Origin of the sequence: Clostridium sp. LS, assembly GCF_002760435.1 — a bacterium.
Lineage (GTDB): Bacteria > Bacillota > Clostridia > Clostridiales > Clostridiaceae > Clostridium.
In genome coordinates, this window is sequence record NZ_AUUU01000040.1 from 1 (window position 1) to 21,967 (window position 21,967).

The 21,967-nt window shown below is 27.7% G+C and carries 21 protein-coding genes and 1 tRNA gene; 14 read left to right on the forward strand and 8 right to left on the reverse strand.

Features of this window, described 5'->3' with window-relative positions:
- Positions 1–61 precede the first annotated feature (61 nt).
- Positions 62–138 (forward strand) — tRNA-Asp (locus COL3_RS10370).
- Between the two features lie 170 nt (positions 139–308).
- On the opposite strand, the gene COL3_RS10375 is transcribed toward COL3_RS10370, so the two are convergent.
- From COL3_RS10375 to COL3_RS10405, 7 genes are all read right to left on the reverse strand, one after another.
- The gene (locus COL3_RS10375; RefSeq protein ID WP_035283258.1) at positions 309–1,289 is read right to left on the reverse strand and encodes an ATP-binding protein; all 981 of its coding nucleotides are present in this window, start codon (positions 1,287–1,289) and stop codon (positions 309–311) included.
- On the reverse strand, positions 1,282–2,283 hold the full coding sequence (locus COL3_RS10380) for a DnaD domain protein (RefSeq protein WP_035283260.1): 1,002 nt from the start codon (positions 2,281–2,283) through the stop codon (positions 1,282–1,284). The genes COL3_RS10375 and COL3_RS10380 overlap by 8 nt, the downstream gene beginning before the upstream one ends.
- A 333-nt stretch (positions 2,284–2,616) precedes the next feature.
- The gene (locus tag COL3_RS10385) at positions 2,617–3,816 is read right to left on the reverse strand and encodes a S8 family serine peptidase (protein ID WP_008422882.1); all 1,200 of its coding nucleotides are present in this window, start codon (positions 3,814–3,816) and stop codon (positions 2,617–2,619) included.
- Between the two features lie 230 nt (positions 3,817–4,046).
- Entirely contained in the window at positions 4,047–4,862 is an 816-nt protein-coding gene (locus COL3_RS10390; protein ID WP_008422884.1) for an MBL fold metallo-hydrolase, read from the reverse strand.
- Positions 4,863–4,879: 17 nt separating this feature from the next.
- Positions 4,880–5,311 (reverse strand): DMT family transporter, encoded by a 432-nt coding sequence (locus COL3_RS10395; protein ID WP_008422886.1) that lies wholly within the window; start codon positions 5,309–5,311, stop codon positions 4,880–4,882.
- A gap of 118 nt (positions 5,312–5,429) precedes the next feature.
- Positions 5,430–5,906 (reverse strand): dUTP diphosphatase, encoded by a 477-nt coding sequence (locus COL3_RS10400; protein WP_008422889.1) that lies wholly within the window; start codon positions 5,904–5,906, stop codon positions 5,430–5,432.
- Between the two features lie 309 nt (positions 5,907–6,215).
- Positions 6,216–6,755 carry a hypothetical protein gene (locus COL3_RS10405; RefSeq protein WP_008422890.1) on the reverse strand — a complete coding sequence of 180 codons (540 nt, stop codon included), beginning with the start codon at positions 6,753–6,755 and terminating at the stop codon, positions 6,216–6,218.
- Positions 6,756–7,142: 387 nt separating this feature from the next.
- Between COL3_RS10405 and COL3_RS10410 the strand changes: the two genes are divergently transcribed.
- From COL3_RS10410 to COL3_RS10470, 13 genes are all read left to right on the forward strand, one after another.
- Complete coding sequence (locus COL3_RS10410) at positions 7,143–8,408, forward strand: UDP-N-acetylglucosamine 1-carboxyvinyltransferase (protein WP_008422892.1); 1,266 nt, start codon at positions 7,143–7,145, stop codon at positions 8,406–8,408.
- A gap of 29 nt (positions 8,409–8,437) precedes the next feature.
- Positions 8,438–9,229, forward strand: a complete 792-nt coding sequence (locus COL3_RS10415) for an MBL fold metallo-hydrolase (RefSeq protein WP_008422894.1) — start codon at positions 8,438–8,440, stop codon at positions 9,227–9,229.
- A 65-nt stretch (positions 9,230–9,294) separates the two neighbouring features.
- Positions 9,295–9,798, forward strand: coding sequence for an SEC-C metal-binding domain-containing protein (locus tag COL3_RS10420; RefSeq protein WP_008422895.1), 504 nt, complete (start codon positions 9,295–9,297; stop codon positions 9,796–9,798).
- Positions 9,799–10,067: 269 nt separating this feature from the next.
- Complete coding sequence (locus tag COL3_RS10425) at positions 10,068–12,242, forward strand: methyl-accepting chemotaxis protein (protein WP_008422897.1); 2,175 nt, start codon at positions 10,068–10,070, stop codon at positions 12,240–12,242.
- Positions 12,243–12,695: 453 nt separating this feature from the next.
- Positions 12,696–14,147, forward strand: a complete 1,452-nt coding sequence (locus COL3_RS10430) for an MFS transporter (RefSeq protein WP_008422899.1) — start codon at positions 12,696–12,698, stop codon at positions 14,145–14,147.
- A gap of 118 nt (positions 14,148–14,265) precedes the next feature.
- Positions 14,266–14,745, forward strand: a complete 480-nt coding sequence (gene rlmH, locus COL3_RS10435; protein ID WP_008422901.1) for a 23S rRNA (pseudouridine(1915)-N(3))-methyltransferase RlmH — start codon at positions 14,266–14,268, stop codon at positions 14,743–14,745.
- A gap of 181 nt (positions 14,746–14,926) precedes the next feature.
- Positions 14,927–16,345 carry an ABC-three component system protein gene (locus COL3_RS10440; protein WP_008422904.1) on the forward strand — a complete coding sequence of 473 codons (1,419 nt, stop codon included), beginning with the start codon at positions 14,927–14,929 and terminating at the stop codon, positions 16,343–16,345.
- Positions 16,338–17,030 (forward strand): ABC-three component system middle component 1, encoded by a 693-nt coding sequence (locus COL3_RS10445; RefSeq protein ID WP_008422906.1) that lies wholly within the window; start codon positions 16,338–16,340, stop codon positions 17,028–17,030. Before COL3_RS10440 ends, COL3_RS10445 begins: the two co-directional genes overlap by 8 nt.
- 1 nt (position 17,031) lies before the next feature.
- Complete coding sequence (locus COL3_RS10450; RefSeq protein ID WP_008422907.1) at positions 17,032–19,392, forward strand: AAA family ATPase; 2,361 nt, start codon at positions 17,032–17,034, stop codon at positions 19,390–19,392.
- Positions 19,393–19,519: 127 nt separating this feature from the next.
- Entirely contained in the window at positions 19,520–19,870 is a 351-nt protein-coding gene (locus COL3_RS10455; protein WP_008422909.1) for a hypothetical protein, read from the forward strand.
- Positions 19,871–19,876: 6 nt separating this feature from the next.
- Entirely contained in the window at positions 19,877–20,185 is a 309-nt protein-coding gene (locus tag COL3_RS10460; protein WP_008422911.1) for a hypothetical protein, read from the forward strand.
- A 400-nt stretch (positions 20,186–20,585) separates the two neighbouring features.
- Positions 20,586–21,191, forward strand: a complete 606-nt coding sequence (locus tag COL3_RS10465; RefSeq protein ID WP_008422912.1) for a hypothetical protein — start codon at positions 20,586–20,588, stop codon at positions 21,189–21,191.
- 72 nt (positions 21,192–21,263) lie between these two features.
- A complete protein-coding gene (locus COL3_RS10470) occupies positions 21,264–21,566 on the forward strand; it encodes a DUF960 family protein (RefSeq protein WP_035283263.1) in 303 nt (100 codons plus the stop codon).
- A gap of 15 nt (positions 21,567–21,581) precedes the next feature.
- Here the strand turns inward: COL3_RS10470 and COL3_RS10475 are convergent, their stop codons facing one another.
- The gene (locus COL3_RS10475; protein WP_008422914.1) at positions 21,582–21,935 is read right to left on the reverse strand and encodes a helix-turn-helix transcriptional regulator; all 354 of its coding nucleotides are present in this window, start codon (positions 21,933–21,935) and stop codon (positions 21,582–21,584) included.
- Positions 21,936–21,967: the final 32 nt, after the last annotated feature.

Genomic DNA, 21,967 nt, shown 5'->3' on the forward strand with positions numbered 1-21,967 from the left:
GAGCACCTGCCTTACAAGCAGGGGGTCACAGGTTCGAGCCCTGTTGTGCCCACCATAAGATGGCTCAGTAGCTCAGTTGGTTAGAGTGCCGGCCTGTCACGCCGGAGGTCGAGGGTTCGAGCCCCTTCTGAGTCGCCAAATGTAAACAAGTTCTAGTTTAAACTAGAACTTGTTTTTTTTATTTGAAATACGATCGGTTGGGATAGTACTGATTGAATTATAATAAAAAATAAAGTTTAAAAGCTATAGTAACTTATTATATATAAATAATAAGTTACTATAGCTATTTCAATTAAGTAATATTTATCCTATCTATTTTTTTCTAAATTCTTTTTAATACGTATATCTTCTGAATAAAACTTGCAAAGCTTGAATTCTCCAATTAATCTAGATGCAATTCTTTCACTGTATTGTTTTGTTATGCCAGGAAGAGTTAAGTTAGTTGAGATAAGCATTTTCTTATTTGTAAGAATTCTTTTATTAATTACATTAAACAATTCAGTTATAGAGAACTCATTAAGATGTTCTGCTCCTAAGTCATCTATAATTAATAAATCGCAGTCTAATATTAGAGATTCAAGAGAAGAATCGTTGTTGAATCTTATTTCTCTTAAATTTTTAATTAATTCATCCGATGTTTTGTATATAACCAAATAGCCCATATCTAATACTGCTTTAGCTATGCAGTAAGATAAGTAAGTCTTACCACTACCAGGGTTTCCATAAAACAATAGATTTGTTGATATCTCTGAAAAGTTTGGAAGATAATCTTTTAATATATATTCTAAGTTATTCTCCATGTTTTTTCTTGGAGAAAATTTTTCATCTCCAAGCTTATGACTTGAAAATAAGCTTAAATCAAAGTTATCAAAATTATTAGTCACAGTTGCATTTTCTAATTCTGAATTCTTATAATAAAGCTTAATTAATTTATGTTTATAGCAGCTGCACTTAACATTACCTATGAATCCCGTATCCTTACATTTATTACAATGATAGTGTAAATTTAAATATTCAGGGTCATAACCTCGTTCAACTAGCATTTCACATTTTTTAACTCTTAAATCAGTAATGTTTTCTTTATAATCATCTAAAGTTTTTTCACCATCACTGGACTTAAGAATTGATACTGCCATTTGTAAAGATAACTTTTGAATTTGATTATCTAATTCAATAATTTCAGGATATTTTTCAGATATTTCGGTTCTTCTAGACTTTAGTGCTTTAGCTTCATCTTCTCTAAGTTTATCATATATTTTTAAAATTTCAGTTTGATAGCCTTTAATCATCATTATCCCATCCTAAAAGTTTTTTTTCTAAGGAATCATAATCGTACTCTCTTGCTTCAAAGTTATTGAACTTAAGAGGAGATTTATCAGTATTGCTATTATTATAGCTTTTTTGGTATTTACTATTTTTAGTAGTATTTTTAGTGTCTTTAAGGGCTATATCTTCTAGGGTCCTAATGTTATTCTTATTCCAGTTAGTGAGTATACCATCAATATATTTAAAATCTGCTCTATTTAGTCTTTCAAAACATATATCACAAGCTTTCAAGATAATTTCGTTTGGAAATTTGTAGATAAGAAGCCATTTTTCAATTAAATCTTGTTGGGGTTTCATTATATCCGTATTATTTATACCCAAGTAAGTCAATATTTTTCTTATGTTAAGCCACTTATCTTCAGTTTTTTTAATTAAATTTTGTGCTTGCTCAATAGTAGTTATTTTCTGGTCGTGCCAAGCTAATGCTACCTTTTCTATATATCGTGGATCACTTTTACCTTTTGATATACAGTATTCCATTAAAATCAAAATTAATTCAGAAGAGAAGCCAAATTCCTTTTGCCAATTTAAGTAAATAGACATTTCATTTGGTGATAGAGGTCTAGCTAGAAGCATTTCAATATCTTTTAACATATCTTTCGTATTAGAACTATCTAAAGCCTCTAATAAATCAACTTGCTTCTTTGGTCTAATTGGTTCATCAACTAAATCTATAAATTCAACATTGAAATTACCCATTCTATCTATTTGAGTGAGTTTTATAACTCCCTGATCATTCCAATAGTTAAGAGCGTTCATAATGTCTGATTCTAACAAATTAAGTGAGGAAGCTAGTATTGATGAGCTAACACCTAATTCACCAGAAATATTATGCTTTAGCATCAATAAATAAATTTTAACAAATTCACCTCTAGCTTGTGGCATGTATTTTTCTATAAATACATTATTAACAGGAGTAAATCCTTGAGATTTATTCTTTAACATGAATGTGCTCATTCTGTTTACTACCTACCTTTCTAAGTATTTTACTGTTTAAAAAAACTAAGTAAACTAATAAAAAAAATGCTATATGTAAATAATTATAGCATACTATAAGAGTAATAAAGTGAAATAATTAACTAACATATTATTGAAAAACTGATATCTATAATGAATTACTAAAATTATGCAATATATAGCTAAAATAAAGAGCATGCATTAAACTTACTACTAAAATCTTTGATGCAATAAATTCAAGCATGAACTTTATTTCCTTTTTAATATTATTATCTTTATAAGAGTATAATTTTCATTGATAGTTTTTTGATATAATTAGCTGGTTACCCAGTGTTAGGTGATAATTTTGAGGATATCTACTAATCCCTCACCTTGAATTGCTTTAGATATATCTTCAACAGGGTCACATGCAACTTTTAATAATGAAATTATATCTTTAAAGGTTATAGATGGATTCTTTTCACATAGTAAAGCACATAATCCGCTAATATAAGCAGTAGCGATAGATGTACCAGCAAATGTCTTATATGGTACTTCAAGTTTACTTGGGTAAAGCTTAATACCATTTTTTTCAGAAATGTAATTATTATCAGAATTTAGAGAAACAACGTTAACACATGCTGCACATAAATCAGGTTTTGATAATTTACCATAGGGACCTTCTGATGAATATATATATGGTTTTATAACAGGGGTCGCAGTATTTAAGCCTGCAACAGTAATGCAGTTAGAAAGAGTTGCAATTCCCATAATAGATGATTTACCACTTAAGCTGCTTCCACTAGGAACAATAGGAATCAGGCCTTTAGATATAGCATAATCAAATACCAATTCAAAGCAGGAAACAATAAATGTATTATGAGTTAACAATTCAAAGGGCAAGCACAATATTTTTATATTATTTTCTTTAGCTATATTAGATAAACTCTCTATAGAATATAATACATCAGAGGCAAACCCCTTTCCAAGCATATCAAAAGCTTTATAGCAGAAAAGCTTACTTTTGCTGCATATTCCTTTATACATATTATTAGAGGATAGACCACTACTGCATAAAATTCCAGCTATAGATGTACCGTGACCATTATCATCATATGGGTAGTGGAAATCATTAATTAAGTCTTCAAATAATTCTATTTTAGTGCTGGGAGATGTTAAATCTTGATGAGGAAATACTCCACTATCTACAAGTCCTATACCAATTCCTGCACCAGATAAGCTAAATTTCTCAGAAAAATGAACTTTATTAGCAGTAGTAACACTCATACCGCATAGAAATAAATATTCATCTAAATAAATTTTTTTTACTTCAGGATATTCTGAAATTCTATCTATACCTCTAGAGTTGAGATTAGCACTTATTAGGTTAGCAGATTCTATAATATGATGAACATTACCTTTATATGAACTTATTTTTCTCACAATTGAAGATTGAAAATCTTTGTATTGTATAAGTACTCTATAATTTTTATAAGCATTTTTAGATATATAGTGTTTTAAATTATAATCTAACTTCCTATTATATGAAAACATATATTTCTCCCAAATATTATTTCTTCAATATATTATATGAAAAAACAATTTATTGTTAATAAAAATATATATAATCAAAATATAAGTTTTAAAATACTTTAGCTAAATAAGATAAAGGTCATGAATTTAATTTAGAGAATTTAAAATATTTCTAAGAGATAAAATATTTTAAACATAATTAAGAAAGCATGACCACTTTAGTAATATATTTAGAGTTTATGTTTTTTGAGTTAAAGAGTATAAGTTTCGCCTATATTTATGAGTTTTATAGAATTATCATTCAAATCCAGTAATGATTTTTCGGTTTCTTCAAAATTTTCTAATGAAATTCTAAAAGTTTTATAGTGAATAGGGATCATGATTGGACAGGTCATCATTTTAAACATTTTGTAGCTTTGCTCTGGTGTGCAATGCATATATGAAAATCTCTCCGGCTTATAACAACCTACGGGCATTAATGCCACATCGCAATTTATATTTTTAAAATTATCTGTAAGAGCAGTATCTCCAGCAAAGAATACACTCTTGTCTTTTCGTTCAATTAAATAAGAAATGCTTTCATTATCTTGACCAAGATAGAAACGCCTCCCATCATGATTAGCTTCATAAGCAGTAATTTTTATAAAATCATCTCGATATATATCTCCAGGATGTAATAAAATCACATTTTTGAAACCTAATAATTTGGCAAGGCGAACGTATCCTTTTGGAACAATTATTATTGCATCTTTATTTAATTTTATTAAGGACGAAAAATTTAAATGGTCCATGTGACCATGTGATAATAATATATAATCTACTTTTAAGTCATTTATATAAGCTGGCTTTTTTACTAATCTTTTAAAGTACCCTAATGAATTAGAGAATACGGGATCCGTGATAATAATTTTATCGTATAGATTAATAACAGTAGTAGCATGACCGAACCAATTAATGGAGTTAGTAGTTATTTCATCAGATTTTATTTCTTCACTTTTTTTAAAATATTCCTTTATATTATTAACTGTTAAATGGAATAAAAAATTAATATTGGAAAAAAGATTCAAGAGTCATCCATCCTTTCTCAACGATTCCATTTAAATATTACAATACCAATAATCATAATAGCAATACCTAAAAAGTGATTTAATGAAAACTTAATCTTTTGACTTTCGAATAGTCCTAAGTAATCAATAAGTGCTGCAGATATTAATTGAGATATTAATATAATGCCAATTCCTAGCGTAGGCCCCATTGAGCTAACACTTTTTATTACTGTAAAAGTTATTACAACGCCTAAGATTCCTCCTAATAAATAAGCTCTATTAGCACCCTTTAAATTTTCATAACTACCATCAGCGAAAAAGAAAAAGACTATAAGACTTACTATAAGAGCAATTATTTGAACTAATAATGTAGTCTCCCATACCCCTATTTTTTCACCTAATCGTGTATTGAATACTCCTTGAATGCTCATAGCAATTCCTGAAATTATTGCACATAGTATTCCGAACATGATATCACCTCAGGAGTATTATTCCCTTAAGTGCATTAAATATTATATAAAATAAAATTATTATTATGTATTGATGTATTATATTTAAACAAAATTTAGTAATACTAAATTTTACAATTTAAAGTATTACTAAATTATCTAGATCTTTAATAAATTGATTTTCAATTTGGGATTCTGAAAAGCCTAGTGTTAATCCTAAACTTAATAAATCTTCAAACAAAGTTAGGTAGTGATCTATAGAAGGTGAGATGATTAAATCGTTAATATCGATATATAAATTTAGGAATTGATCACTTAAACAATAGTCATTAGGGCTCATAGATACTGCGATTAAATCTGTATACTTATGATCAATTCCTAGTGTTAAAGCATGAGAAATACAAGTTATATACTTATTAAATATTGCAGTTAAATTAACAGGTTTAGATTTCTTGTCTAAATAGTTAAAGCAAGTAGTTTCATTAGCTAAATCACCAAGGGATATTGCAAATTCTAAATTTTTACGCACTTGTAACTTATGTAAATCTAATTCCTTATTTATAGATAAACTATCATTGTATTTTTTTTGTACTTTAAATAGTGGCTGAATATTCATAGTGAATCCTCCTACATTTCTAGTAATAATATTATTTTACAAAATCTTTAAAATAAATGAAAGTTTAGAAAACGACTACAAAAAAATATTTTTTATTTTTACAGAAAATTCACAATTAAAGAATTTTTCAAAAATTAAGTTTATTGTATTAAAAATTATTCATAAATTTATAAAATAAAAAAAGGCTGTTAATAATAATATGAATTATAAACAGTCTTGTAATAAATAATGAATTAAAAAAGTTCCGGAATATTAGAACTTTTTATATAAGCAATTCAAAGTAAACCTTGGTGGATTATTTAAATATTTTTAAAATTCTTTTAGGACATAAGATTTCATAGGAGTATTTTTTTTGACAGTAGGTAATTTCCATATCTCAATACTCTTAATTCTTAATTTAACAAAGTTATTAGCATCATATATTTCAGGAAAATTTAATTTTACATCTTGTTTTTTATAGTCTTTAGGAATGTAACCTAAATTAGCTAAAGAGATAAAACTATCCCCAAATGATTTAACCGCAAAGCCATTAAGTTCTAACATATCAACAAGACTACGAGAAAGTCTTTTTATGTATCCTTTATCATCAATTTTTAAGTTTACACTTTTAGTAGGTTCAAATAGATATACTAAATCACTAGCATCAATTCTAAAAGTTTTATATGGAGCTATAATTTTATCAATAACAGGATAAAGCTTATCTAAATTTGGGTTTTCAATAGCTGCTAATAAAACAAAAGGTGCAGGTGAATTTCTATTTGCTCTAAATTTTTTAGACATATTTCTTTGTATTGGAGATATTACTTGATAAGTCTCTTCATCAAATAATGCAACAATATAGTACTTCATAATAACCCTCACAATCTCGATTATTGTATTACTCAAATTTTTAATAAATTATATCACAATAAGTAAGAGAAAAGAATAGAATAGAAGAATAATTAAATAATGAATTCAAATAATAATTATGCAATATTATATATATTTTTACAGTATTGACTTTTTTTTCATCAACTATAATACCTTTAATGAAATTATTGACATTTAAACCATTAAAAAAATTTTGATAAATATAATAAATGCCCAAAAAAGTAGTAGTGGTCTAAAAAAATATATTTAAATAAATTTAGTTTATGATATAATAATTAAAGTAGATTTCAATAAATAAAATAGGTTAATAATGTAAGTAACTATAAAATATAGATAATATAGATTTTAATAGATAGGGTGAATTCAATGGAGAGATTAGTTATAAACGGCGGAAACTTGCTTAAGGGAAGCGTTGATATAAATGGCGCTAAGAATGCAGCAGTAGCGATATTACCAGCAGCAATAATGGCAAGTGATGGAAAATGCACAATTGATAACATACCAGATATTGAAGATGTACACTGCTTAGAAAGAATACTTAAGAGCTTAGGATGTAATATAGTTAAGATAGATAGCAATACTTTAGAAATAGATAGTAGTAATGTAGATAACTTTGATGCATGCATAGATGATGTAAGAAGGATGAGGGCTTCGTATTATTTTATTGGAGCTTTATTATCACGATTTAAAAAAGCAAGAGTGGTTCTTCCTGGTGGGTGTTCAATAGGAGTAAGACCTATAGACCAGCATATAAAAGGATTCGAGGCTTTAGGTGCTGATGTGTTTATAGAACATGGGGCGGTTAATGTTAAAGCCGATAAATTAGTAGGAGCTAATATATTTTTTGATGTAGTTTCTGTAGGTGCAACTATAAACGTAATGATAGCAGCAACATTAGCAGAAGGGGTAACTGTATTAGAGAACGTGGCAAAGGAACCTCACGTCGTTGATGTAGCAAACTTTTTAAATTCAATGGGTGCTGATATAAAGGGCGCTGGAACTGATATAATAAGAATTAAAGGTGTAGAGAGCTTAAAAGGGTGTTCCTATAGTGTAATACCAGACCAAATTGAGGCAGGTACATTTATGATAGCGGCAGCAGCCACAGGCGGGGACGTTTATATAAGAAATGTTATACCAAAACATTTAGAGTCAATTACGGCTAAACTTACAGAAATGGGAGCTGTAATTGAAGAAGGTGATGATTGTATTAGAGTAACTGTAAATTCTCCGCTTAAAGGAGTTAATATTAAGACAACTCCATACCCGGGATTCCCAACAGATATTCAACAACCAATGTCAACATTACTAAGTATTGTTCCTGGAAGAAGTTTAATTACTGAATCTATATGGGAAAATAGACATAAGCATATAGACGAGTTGAAAAAGATGGGTGCAAACATAAAGGTTGAGGGTAGAGTTGCGATTATAGATGGATCGCAAAAACTAACAGGTGCAGTGGTAAAGGCAACCGATTTAAGAGCTGGAGCTGCTATGGTTATAGCTGGACTAGTTGCAGAGGGGACTACCGAGATAACTAGTATAGAACATATTGATAGGGGATATCCTCATATAGAAAATAAGTTTAGAGCTTTAGGTGCAGATATTAAGAGAATAGTAGTTGATGAGTAATATAAATTCCATAGGGGGAGGGGATTAAAGTGATATTTTGTTCTTTATATAGTGGCAGTAGTGGCAATAGTATGTTTATTGCTTCAGATAAGGCTAAGATATTAATTGATGCAGGACTCCCAGGTAAGAAAATTGATATGGCTTTGCAGGAAATTAATCAAAACCCAAAGGATCTAAATGGGATTTTTATCACTCATGAACATAGTGATCATATAAAAGGTGTAGGTGTATTATCAAGAAAGTATGATATTCCTATATATGCAAATGCAGATACATGGTCTGCAATGGAAAGTTCAATAGGAAAAATAAGAGATTGTAATATAAAGGTAATTGACAAAAGATCAATTACTGAAATACAGGATATGAGTATTAAAGCATTTAATATACCTCATGATGCGGCTGCGCCAATGGGATATACTGTGAATGCAGGTGAAAAAAGTATAAGTGTAGCAACTGATTTTGGTACTTTTACTAGGGAAATTTTCGATAATATAAAGGGTTCGGAAGTTATACTTCTTGAAAGTAACCATGATATTAATATGCTTAAATTTGGACCATACCCATACCCCTTAAAAAGAAGAATATTAAGTGAAATAGGACATTTATCCAATGATGATTGTGGAAGCGCTATTGTTGAATTACATAGATGTTCAGCAAATAAAAAAATTATTTTGGGGCATTTAAGTAATACAAATAACCAGCCGGATTTAGCATATCAAACTGTTTTAAATGTATTAAGTGAGAATGGAATTAATCCCAAAGAGGACATAATGTTAACTATGGCAAATAGGCACAATCCAAGTAGTTACATAGAAATTTGATTACTTTAAGATTATAATTAATAAATATTATATACAAAATGAAGATTTAAGGGAGGACTTAAAAAATGAGTTTATATACAGAATGGACTGACATGGTTGTTGACTATGTAAAAACTAAAGGGGAAAATGCTTTCTGGGAAGAATATAGTAAATTAGAAAAATCAATATATAAGGATTTATTAGCTAATCATAAGGAAGTTAAAAAGGCTACAATTAATGAATTAGCTAAAGATTATAACACTACAGTTGAATTTGCTATGGGCTTTATGGATGGAATTAATGATAGCTTAAAAAATCAATATGATCTTGAAACTATCGATGCTGATACTGAATTAGTTTTAGATTTAAATTTAGAGACATTATATTTTAATATGTTAGATGCTAAAGCTGAGTATCTATATACATTACCGCAATGGGATGGAATATTCTCAGTAGAAAAGAGAAATGAAATGCAAAAGCAATACAAAGAATCTAAAATCGTAAGAAATTTAGATAAGGTTGGAAGAAATGATATGTGTCCATGCGGAAGTGGAAAGAAATATAAAAAGTGTTGTGGAAAAGATAAATAATATACTTACATAGATATTAGATGTTTTGTAATAAAAACCCATTCCAGATGGGTTTTTTTTCTTTTTAATAATTTTATGAAAAATAACAATTCACAAACGTGAACAGAACTGGTATAATTGTGCTATAAAACTAATAAATATAGGTAAAGTTGAATATATCGCTATGGCAGCACTAATATGGATTTTATAAAAAGTCTTTATTTAGTGCTTTTATTTTTACACATTTAATAAATTAATTAGTCAGTAATATTGTTTTGGGGGGATTAACAATGAATCTAAGACTTAAATATTTACTAAACAGAAATTTGAAGGAGCACTCAGAAAAAGTATTTGAAGGAATATCTAATGGAAGAAAAAAAGCTTTAGACAATTGGTTTAATGATAAGTGGGTACAATTAGAAAACATCAAAAATTCACTTGTTGCTTTAGAGGATGACGATGATACAGTTTATAATTATTTAGTTGAAAATGTAAAAAAACATGAAGATTTTTGTGAAATATTTGTTTTAGATGAAAATGGGACAGTTTCAGTTTCTTCATGTAAAGAGCATGTCGGTTTAGATATGAGTGACTTACCTAATTTAAAGGCAGGATTAGAAGGCAGACCATTGATGTATGGACCATACATAGATAAAAGAACTCTAGATACTGATATACATAATAAAAAATTTGCTGATGATGTAACATTAATGTTCTCTAGCAGATGCAAAAATCATACTGATCAAGTTAGAATATTATGTTGCAGAACATTAAATGATGATATGAGTAATGTTATTCAAGATGAAGATACCCATATTTATAAAGATTCAGGGGATAACTATTTATTCATGGTAAAATCCAATAGAGGCATTAAACCAGGAACAGCAATATCTAGAAGTAGATTTGAAGATAATACTTTTACCTTAGGAGATAATCTTAAGGATGGAGTTAAAACAAAAAAGTGGGGAGTAGTTCAAATTAAAGAGCATACTGAGTTTGAAATTGTATTTACTGATCCTGCAACTAATGAACTACATCAAGGGGTAGCAAACACTATTAGAAATGGAGAAAACTTAGATTGCTGGCCAGGATACCCTGATTATAGGCATATTATGGTTGGAGGAAAAGGAACATTAATTACACCTCCTAACTGTGATGAAGTTTGGGGAATGATGTGTGAAGGTGATATAGATGAAATATATAATTTTCAAAGCATCAATTTAAAAATGCCAATGGCTGTATCAATGATGTCAGCAGTATTAATTGTAATAAATATGATAACAACAAAATTTGCACCAGATATGAGCATATTAACATCTTTAGCAATGTGGGTAATATTATCATTATTTACATTAGTAATGTCTAAAAAAATGATTTCTTCACCTTTAAGCAGGACGATAAATATATTACAAGATATTGCAGAGGGAGAAGGAAATTTAACAAAAAGAGTCAAAAAGATCTCATCTGATGAGATAGGAGAACTATCAAGATGGTTTAATAAATTCATAAATAATCAAATGAGCATGTTAGATAGAGTAAAACGATCAGCAAAAACTACAAAAAAATCAGTAAACATAGTTTCTAACATAACCAATGAAGTTAAAACTGGTATGGGAGTTATTGAAAATACAGTTGTAAGTTTATTAGAAAATTCTAAGGAACAAAATACTGTATTCCAGAACACCAAAAACAAGTTTTCAGAAATTACAGCATCAATCCAAGAAATGGACAGTCTTATTTTAGAAGTTTCAGGAATAATCGAAGGTACTAATGAGAATGCATCAACGGCACAAAGTGTATCCAAGGAAGTATTAAGTAATATGGAAGATTTGGAGACTACAATTAACAAGACTGTAGAATCCATTAGTACATTGCAAGGATATTCAAAGGAAATTAGCGAGGTTGTGAATGTAATAAGTAATATTAGTAAGCAAACTCAGCTTTTAGCGCTTAATGCATCAATTGAAGCTGCAAGGGCTGGTGAAAGCGGAAGAGGATTTTCAGTGGTTGCAGAAGAAATATCAAAACTAGCACTGGAAACAGACGATGCAACTAAATCCATAAGTAATGTTATTAAACAAGTTCAAGAGCAAACACAAGCTACCTTTGAATATGCTGGAGATATAAATAATAAAGTAAGTGTTTCAACAGGAAGTGTAAAGAATTCCATTGAATCATTTGACCAAATTAATCAGGATATAAGTGTAATTACTAATGCGATGCAATCAATTGCACAAATAACATCGACCCAAACTCAAAATGTTGGGGATGTTATGAACAATGTAAGTAATATGGCCGATAAAGTAGAGCAATCTACCGAAAATAGTTCAAGTAAGAGTGAAGAATCCTTAACAACGGTTAAAAAAATATTATCAGAAATAAGGCAGTTAAAACATGCTACAGAAGTTTTAGAATATTCATCAGATAAATTAAATGAAATGGTTGGATCATTTAAATTAAAATAGAGAATATATTAAATATATTCAAGCAAATGATACTTTGTTTTGCTAATTATTATTTAGAATTGACTGTAAGAAAAAATACCTACAGAAAAGTTTTATAATATAGTAATTGGTACCAGAGTATCATTTATTTTTATGAATAAATATGTTGTTTTGTAATTTTATACACAGCTAGTATCAAAAAACACATTTTATCAAGAGAATAGGGAGAAAATGTGGATAAGTTTAAAGATATAAGTTATATTTGTGGATTATATTTTTACATTTAACGCATCATCGTAATATTTGTGCAAATAATAAAAATGTATTATAATTCTATATAGTTGCGAATGCAACTATATAGAATTCATTGTTTTTAATTAATGATGTCTTTTATACTAATGCACTTTTATAAGGTAGATTCTTTCATTGAATATACGAAAAAATTTTATACATACGAAGAGAGGAAAAAGAACTATGGAGAATATGGATAAAAAAATACATGATAAGAGGTGGGTAATTTTATTTACCACCGTTCTATTAACATTTATGGCTACTCTTGATGGGAGTATAGTAAATGTAGCATTACCTGTTATGTCAGATAAGCTTTCAGTAAGCATGGCATCAATTCAATGGGTTGTTACTAGTTATCTAATAGTTATTGTTGGAACTATTCTTGTGTTTGGAAGATTGGCTGATATTAAAGGAAAGACTACGGTTTTTAAATTAGGTATTATAATTTTTACAATTGGATCATTTTTATGTGGATTAACAAATTCATTAGTTATATTAGTTTTTTCAAGATGTTTGCAGGCAATAGGTGCAGCTGGAACTATGTCTACAAGCCAGGGAATTATAACTCATGTATTTCCAAGTAATGAAAGAGGAAGAGCATTAGGTATAAATGGTACATTCGTTGCTTTAGGTTCTATGGTAGGTCCACCAATTGGAGGAATAATAGTTTCAATTTTAAGCTGGCAATATGTTTTTTTAATAAATGTGCCAATAGGAATTCTAGCATTTATTCTTGCAGTAAGAACACTTCCTACAAACAATGTGACTTCGAATGAAAAATTAGATATAAAGGGAGCCTTTTTATTTGGTTTATCAATGATATTGTTATTTGGAGCATTAACTTTGGGGAATGATATAGGTTATGAAAATATAGGAATAATAGCCTCATTTATTGTTTCAATTATATTATTTGTTCTATTTATAAAAGTTGAAAGAAGAATATCTACGCCATTATTGAGACTAGATATATTTAGTAATTCGTTATTTTCACTTAGTATATTTTGTGCATTTATCTCGTTTGTAGCAATAAGTTGTTCAAACATTATATTACCTTTCTATCTGCAGTATGTTATGAAATTGACACCGTCAGTAACAGGATTTTTAATGATGGTATCACCAATAATATTAGCAGTTGTAGCACCTATGAGTGGGTATTTATCTGATAGGATAGGATCAGAAGTATTAACATTTTTAGGGCTTGTGGGAACTAGTTTAGGATTATTTTTAATGGCATTTTTAAATCAATATTCGCATATTGGTGTTTTAATTATATTTATAGCTATAATGACTCTTGGAAATGGTATGTTTCAATCACCTAATAATTCCCTAGTAATGTCTACAGTTGATAGGAAGAATCTTGGTATTGCAGGGGGAGTAAATGCATTAGTAAGAAATTTAGGAATGGTTTTTGGAATATCACTATCTACAACATTTTTATATTATCGTATGAGCAGTAAAATAGGGTACCATGTTACAGGATATATAGAAGGAAGAGAAGATATCTTTGTATATGGGATGCAGTTTGTATATATCTCTGCAGGAATAATATGTGCAATAGGGGCTGTATTAACAGCATATAGACTATATGGGGCTAAAACTAAGGCTAAATCTAAAGAAAATATTGAGGCAGCATAAAGGAAGCTATTTAAAAACTAATAAATATTAAAAATATGAATTGCAGCTAAATAAAAAAACTTAGCTGCAATTTTTGTTTTTAGTTATAATATAATTATTAAACCTAAAGGAGAAAATAATGAATATTACTATAATTACTGTTGGCAAAATTAAAGAAAAGTACTTAAAAGATGCTATAGAAGAATACTCTAAAAGATTAGGCCGATACTGTAAGCTAGAGATAATAGAATTGGCAGATGAAAAGACTCCAGATAATGCTTCAGAGAAAGAAGAAGAAGGGATTAAAGAAAAGGAGGGCCAGGGGATATTAAATAAAATAAAAGATAACATGTTTGTAATAGCCATGGATCTTGGTGGAAAGCAGCTAACTTCAGAAGCGTTTGCAAATTATATAGAGAGCTTGGGGGTAACAGGTAATTCTAATATAGCTTTTGTAATAGGTGGCAGCTTAGGAATATCAAAAAGCGTTTTAGCTAGAGCAGATTATAAATTATGTTTTTCAAAAATGACATTTCCTCATCAACTTTTTAGAGTAATGTTATTAGAGCAGATTTATAGAGGGTTTAGGATAATGAAGGGGGAACCATATCATAAGTGAGTGATAAATTTACTGAAATTGGATAAAAATTTATATTATTTGTTTATAGAAACTATTAACCATATTTTAAGTATAAATATGGTTAATGGTTTTTTACTTAATACAAAATAATTAGATATTTTTGTGTAAATTACTTATAAATTAGTATAAAATGTAAATATATATAAAAGGAGGTAGAAAAATGAGTGTATGTGATGCTAGTTCTAGTTGGAGTGGATATCAGTATCAGGGGAAGATAACTATTTATATCGCATTGCAACTAATTAATAAATGTGTTAAGAATCCAAGTGGTATGAATGTAGGAAAATATTTTATTGAAGTAGAACATCGTGAAGACTTAGCTATAAAAAAGGAAAATGAGTATATATCTTTTCATCAAGTAAAAGCAAGAAAATCTGACATATATATGAATAATTATCTAGAAGCAATAGACAAGCTATATGATGAAAAGATAAAAAGTCCAAATGCCGATATATTTTTACATACTATAGTTAATATTAAAGATTGGAGTGAAGAAAAGTACAAAGATTTATATAAATCTAAAGTTGATAAAGATATGGCTGCAATTAATTTAATAGAAGAAGAAAAAAGCAAGTTAACAGACGCTAAAGCTATTAAAGAAAATAATGAAAAAATAGATAAAATAAAAGATGCAATTAAATATAATCAATCAAAATATGATGAGAGTAATAAGATTAATAGTATAATACTTCGTAAGTATGGAGCAAAAGATGATAAATTTTGTACCTTAGGGGGTATAAAGGTATATATAGAGAATGAAATAAAAGAATACTTATCATATACAAATCAGGATGAAAAACTTGGAAATATAGATGTCGCATATAATAAACTAATATGTTACATGGACGAGTATATAAAAAAGAGACATGCGGGTGAGGTAAAGGAATATTTTGCAGTAAAAGAAATAAAAGATATATTGGATATGAGCTATTTAGATAGGGATAGGTTGTTTCATCTATCAAAAATAAAAGATATTTATTGTAGCATTAGCATAGAGAATTATTGCAGTAATTTTTGTCATAAAAGAGAAAAATGCAACGTAGAATATTATGAATGTAGAATATATGAATTAATTGAACATTTAGTAAATATTGATCTTGATGATTTAGAAAAAATAATAATGAAATTTAATCCTCATGTTTTAATTAAAGATTGGGAATATGATGTAAGAAGTTTTGTAGAAGAAGATGGAGTACATTTTTTATATCAAACAATTATTAGCCACATAGACAAGGAACTATTTATTAGTAATGATGCTATTAAGTATGATAAAGCTGGATTAAGTTATTTACCAACTACAATAGATGTGATTTCAGAAAATCGAAAGAAAAGTGCAATTGAAACATATAAGAAAGCAATAAACAATAATGAATTTTTATTAAATGAATTATTTGAAGATAATGTATTTATAACTGAAAATCTAGTTAGCGAAAATATATTAGAATCAATAAATGATGTGGATGAAGTTGATGATATACTTGCAAAAGAGCAAGAAGAATATAACTATAAGAGTTATTTAGTTAATCAAATTTGTTTTAAAAATATTGAAAAGGTGAGGGAGGAATTAAATAATGATTAATATTATAAGTGATTTGCTTAAACTAACAGAATTTAGTATAGATGCAGAAAATAATTTTGCAAGTAATAATAAAAAACGTATGTTTTATGTATATAAAAGTTATGATAGCATTAAGGAATTTAAAGAAAAAATATCTGAAGACCAAGATAAGTTATATGATTATATAACTGAATTAGAAAATGGAAGTGAAATAAAAAAGAACACTTCATTCATTATATTGATTAAATTAAATGAAAATAGCGAAAAGAAAGATATTCAAGAAGATATTCTAGACTTAGAAGAAGATAAATATTTTTTTAAAAAATACGTAATTACTTATTTAAGTGATGAGGTTAATAGTTTTTATAATAAATTAAAAGAATATGATAATATAATAAATTTCATGGAGAAAAACCTTAATGATACAGATGAATTTGAAAAATTCAAAGTAAGCAATGAGGTATCATACTACAGCTTAATTTTGAAGATATACATAAAGATTCCACATTTGTCCTGTGGAGATATATTTAGCAAAAAAGAAATAATAAATTTGACAGATAACATCATAGAAGGAATCAAAAAGATACAGGACAAAGAAAAGGGTAATATATTATTAGACTATCATAAAAAGGTTATAGCTTTAGATGAAAATGATATTGATGGTTATATAGAAAGGATGCTTCTAGAAATAAAGGAGAGTGAATAAAGTGTATTCTATTAATAGATTAGAAATTAATAATTTTAAGTTAATTGAAGATAAAAAAATAATTGATTTTTCTAAGCATGATTTAGTTGTGTTAGATGGTCCAAATGGATATGGAAAAACTAGTATATTTGATGCAATAGAAATATTAGTAAAAGGAAGTAGAAATTTAGATCAAGCTTTTAATTCAGAGTATAAGGATGGAGATAAGCCTGTAGTATACGCATATAATAAAAATAAGCCTATTATATTGAAAGGTGAATTTATTAATGAAGTTGGAGAAAAGTTTATAGTAGAAAGAATAATAGAAGATCCTGCGAATATAGGAAAGATAAGTGATTTAGAAGGTAGATTTAATGCATATAAATTGAATAATTTTGAAGAATATGAAGGAGAAGAAATTACACAAGAGTATATAAATGATATATTGGGGTTATATCCCAATGAATCTATTTATAATTTAATGTATTATATACAACAAGAAGAAACATTATTTTTTTTAAAGGAGAATGAATATAAAAGAAAAGAAATATTAAATACTCTATTTAATATGGAGAAAGAATGTAAGGAACAAAATAGAATACTTAAGTTACGAGATAAACTTAATTCAAAAAGAAAGGAAATTGGTGGAACAAATGGAGAAGGCGGAGAAATTGCTAAGCTAGATAAGGAAATAACTGCAATAAAAGTTAAAGATGTTATCGATGTAGAATATAAAAGACTTATAAAAGATAAAAGTATTATATGGGATAATAAATCATTGGAATTAGATTATGATACTTTTCAGAAATCAATAGTGGAATTAGATAGAATAAAATTATTAAGAGAAAATTTAGAAGATTACGAATCAATTATGTATAATAATAAGATAGACTTTGCATTAAATACGAGGCAAGAAGATGTATTAAGGGGAAGCTTTATAGTTAATGAAGAATTGACAGAGTATAGCCAAATAGTGGAAGATGTGAAATTATGTAATTCTTATAAGAGATTTGTTAAATTTTTAAAATCGGATGATTATGCATCAATACAAGAAATCTTACTAGAAGATAATGAATTAAAAAGTGACTTGAAGAAAGAATTTGATATAGATAAATTTTATGCTGATATTTCGGATATTGAGACTAGTAATAAGAATGCAAACCAGTTAGATTCATTAATAATAAATATTAATTCTATCAGAAAAAATCTAGAAAAAGAATATGAAAAATATAATTTGAAAAATAAAGAACAAGATATATGCCCGTTATGTGGATATGATTATACCAAATTAGATACTAAATTAACAGATAAGATATTGGAGAAAGAAGAATATTTTTCTAATCAACTTGATAATAGTAATAAAAATTTAAATCAATTAATAAAAAAAACTAAGGAAGAATTTATAACTCCAATATTAGAATTTTTAGAAAAAAAAATAAATGAGAAAGATATAGACAGTGATTATAAGAAGCTATTGGATTTAGCTAACTTAAATCAGGTAAGGATAAATAATTTTAACCAGTTTTGCAATGAAAATAATATAAATTTAAAAAAATATGCATTGGAGAGAAAAAAATATACGAAGGAAAAAGAAGAAAATAACTTAAATTTATTGAAGGAAGAATTAAAATCTAAAAAAAGAAAATTAGAAAATGAAGATATTCTTGTTAATAAAAAAGAAATTGATATAACTTTTTCTAATATTTTTAACAATAATATTGAAAGAATTAGAAGTTTAACTATTACAGATATAATTAATAAAAAATTATATATAGATAATACATGTAGTAGGCAAGAAAATATTAAACGAAGTAAAAAGATAAAAGAAAAAGAATTACTAAAAAAGAAGTATTTGAGATTAAACGATGAATACAATAAATGTAAAGATATAGCTTCAATATATAAAAAGTGTATTGATAATTACTCAAATAATATTATCAAAATACTTCAGATACCTCTCTATGTATATAGCGGCAAAATAATACAGGATTATCAATGTGGATTAGGAGTATTTATAAGAAGTGAAAGTGGAGAACAACAATTAAGATTGAAATTTGTTAATAGTAATGAGTCTAAACATGATTTGCTTAATAAATTTAGTTCAGGTCAATTATCAGGGGTGATATTATCCATTATGCTGTCTTTAAATAAAGTATTCTCTAACAATAGTTTTAATGCTTTATTAATTGATGATCCACTTCAAAGTATGGATGATATAAATATGACATCATTTGTAGAGTTGTTAAGAAATGAATTTGGAAAATCTCAAATAATACTTTCTACGCATGATGAACGTATTTCAAGATATATTAGATATAAATTTGAAAAATTCAATCTAAAGACAATAAGATATAATGTAAAAGAAGAATTGAAAGTTCAATAAAAAGTGTTAATTAATAGTAATAAATATAAAGTTAAATATATATTATAATACCGTAATAAAGAAGAGGAAGACTTAGAGTAATAAGAGCTCTAGGTATTTCTTTTTCTATTTTCAAGGAGGTAATAAAATGATAAATCTATACAAAAAAGAACAACTAGAGGAACTAAAAGAAAAATACTTAAAGGAAGTAATAGAAGAAGTAGAAGAGATAATAACACTATTAAACGATAACTATGGTGCTAATAGAGATGTAGACAAAGACCTAGGCGGATATATAGCATTACTGGAATCAAAAGAAGATGTTGCAGAAATAAAAGCTAATAGTATAAAAGGACTACTTCCAGAGTATACAGATATTATAAGGAGTGATGATGGTATTGATTACTATTCATCACTTTTTCTATTATCCGATGATTATTCCATTGTAGTGTTTTCAACTAAGGAGCTTCATGAAATTCTAATAGAAAAGGAGCTGTAATAAGAAATGGAAAAGCAGACTGAAACTAAAATAATAAAAGAAACGAGCTATTGCAAAATCTATAATAAAGTAAGTATAGAAGATGATGATTACTATAGTTGCATAGAGAGAATTGAAGTAAAAGAAAAACAAAGACAGGAAATAAGATTTGCACTATATAAAGATACTATAAGAGGAGATAACAGATACATTCCCCGAAGCCTTGATGTAACTGAGATACAATTGCTAGAGCTAGTAAAGAAAGCTATTCAAAATAAAGTATTTTCAGATGAATTCATTGATATGCTAAAACAAGAGTTAAATAAAAAATCCTAATTGCTAAATTAATAGTGATTAGGATTTTTCTATAGATTCGGGTGAAATCTATAAGTATATTTTACTATAAAAGAGTATTCATATGTAAGAAAAAATTGATATTAATAAATAATATTTTGAAAAAGCCCCGTAAGAAAAAAATAACGGGGCGGAATCCCCCACCCGTAAACCTAGTAATATCAACAATTCCCCCGTAAACCCTGAATCCCCGGTAAAAATAATAGTGTCTATAAAGGCTTTTTTGTAAATCTAAAATAAAAAATAATAGTAGCATAAAAAATCAGCGGGAAACCGGGGAAAGCGGGGCAAATGAGTGACAGTAGGCATCTGCGAGCGGGGAATGTAAAAATGCAAACGGGGAGAACGGGGAAATAACAAAGAGAAATGGAGAGGTATAAAAATGATTATGAATAATAATAACTTTTCATCAATAATTCAAACATTCATGATGAATGAAATAAATTCGGTAATAAATAAGTATAGCAATATTGAGCCAAAGAAATTGGAGTATGTAGAAGCTCTAATATCAAAAGTAGATGGTACATTCAAAGAAGAACTACTACAAGATTTTGATAAGGCATTGAAGTTAGCAACAGAAATTGGGGAGAGTGATGTGGATAACTTCAAAATAAATGTATTTCTGTGGATAAAAAACAATTCTAACTTGGAACTAAGCATAAGTGAAGCAATAGAATACATTGAAGAAGCTGAGGAAAATGGATATGTTTCAATAGATGAAGGTATCATAATCTATAAGAAAAATAGTGACATGACACATTTTGCAAGAAGAAAATTAGAAAATATGCTGGAGCAAGAACGATTTATAGATAAGCTTTTGGATAAAGATTCACTAATAGAGTACTGGATGAATGGCACTAGCAAAGATGATGTTATCCAAGAACTTGTAAATGGTATTGAAGTAGAAGAACTTCTAGATTTTGATTCAAAATTCATAATAGAGAATGAACATGGAGAAGAATATATGTATGCAGAAATAGATTGTTAATAAGGCTACTTTTCATAGGAGAGGTAGTCTTTTCTTATATACTCAAATAAATGAAAAGAAGAGTGATAAAAAATGTTCAAGAAGGAAAAACGATTGGTAAGCAGACAGGTAAATGAAATAGTACCTGTAGAAATCCAAATTCTAATGTGGAATATGATAGATGAACTAAAATTGAAAATAGAATTGGACTATCTACAAATTTTCAGACTAAAGAAAAAAGAGGACAAAGTAATAATAGAACATGAGCAGGAAGTGCCGCCATACAAGGAACAATACGAGTTACACGAAGATAATATTTCTATTGAGCATGATATAAAAATATATGTAATTGATAGTATAGACTATAGTACGATGATTTTGTCAAGCGAATACTAAAAGTTGTAACTTATGTTATGAATTATCACGTACAACCTTTTTAGCTTTAAGATAATGTAGAAGTTCCTGCTTATCTTCTAAGCTCCAAGAACTAAAATCATTAAGAAGTTCTAATATAGGAATAAATTCAGTGTCATTATTAGCTGTATTGTATAAGCTAGTTTCAGACTCTTCAAGAAAATATGATACTGGAATATCTAAAACACCAGAAATAAGCTTTAACTTTTCTAAGGAAGGATTGCTACGTCCATTTTCAATATCAGATAGAAAAGATACGGATATTTGATTATTAGTCTTTTCGCATAACTGCTTAAGAGAAAGCTTTTTAGATTTTCTACAAGTCTTTAATTTATCACCAATCAAACTCATAATGACCTCCTATAAAATTCCGTAAATAACGT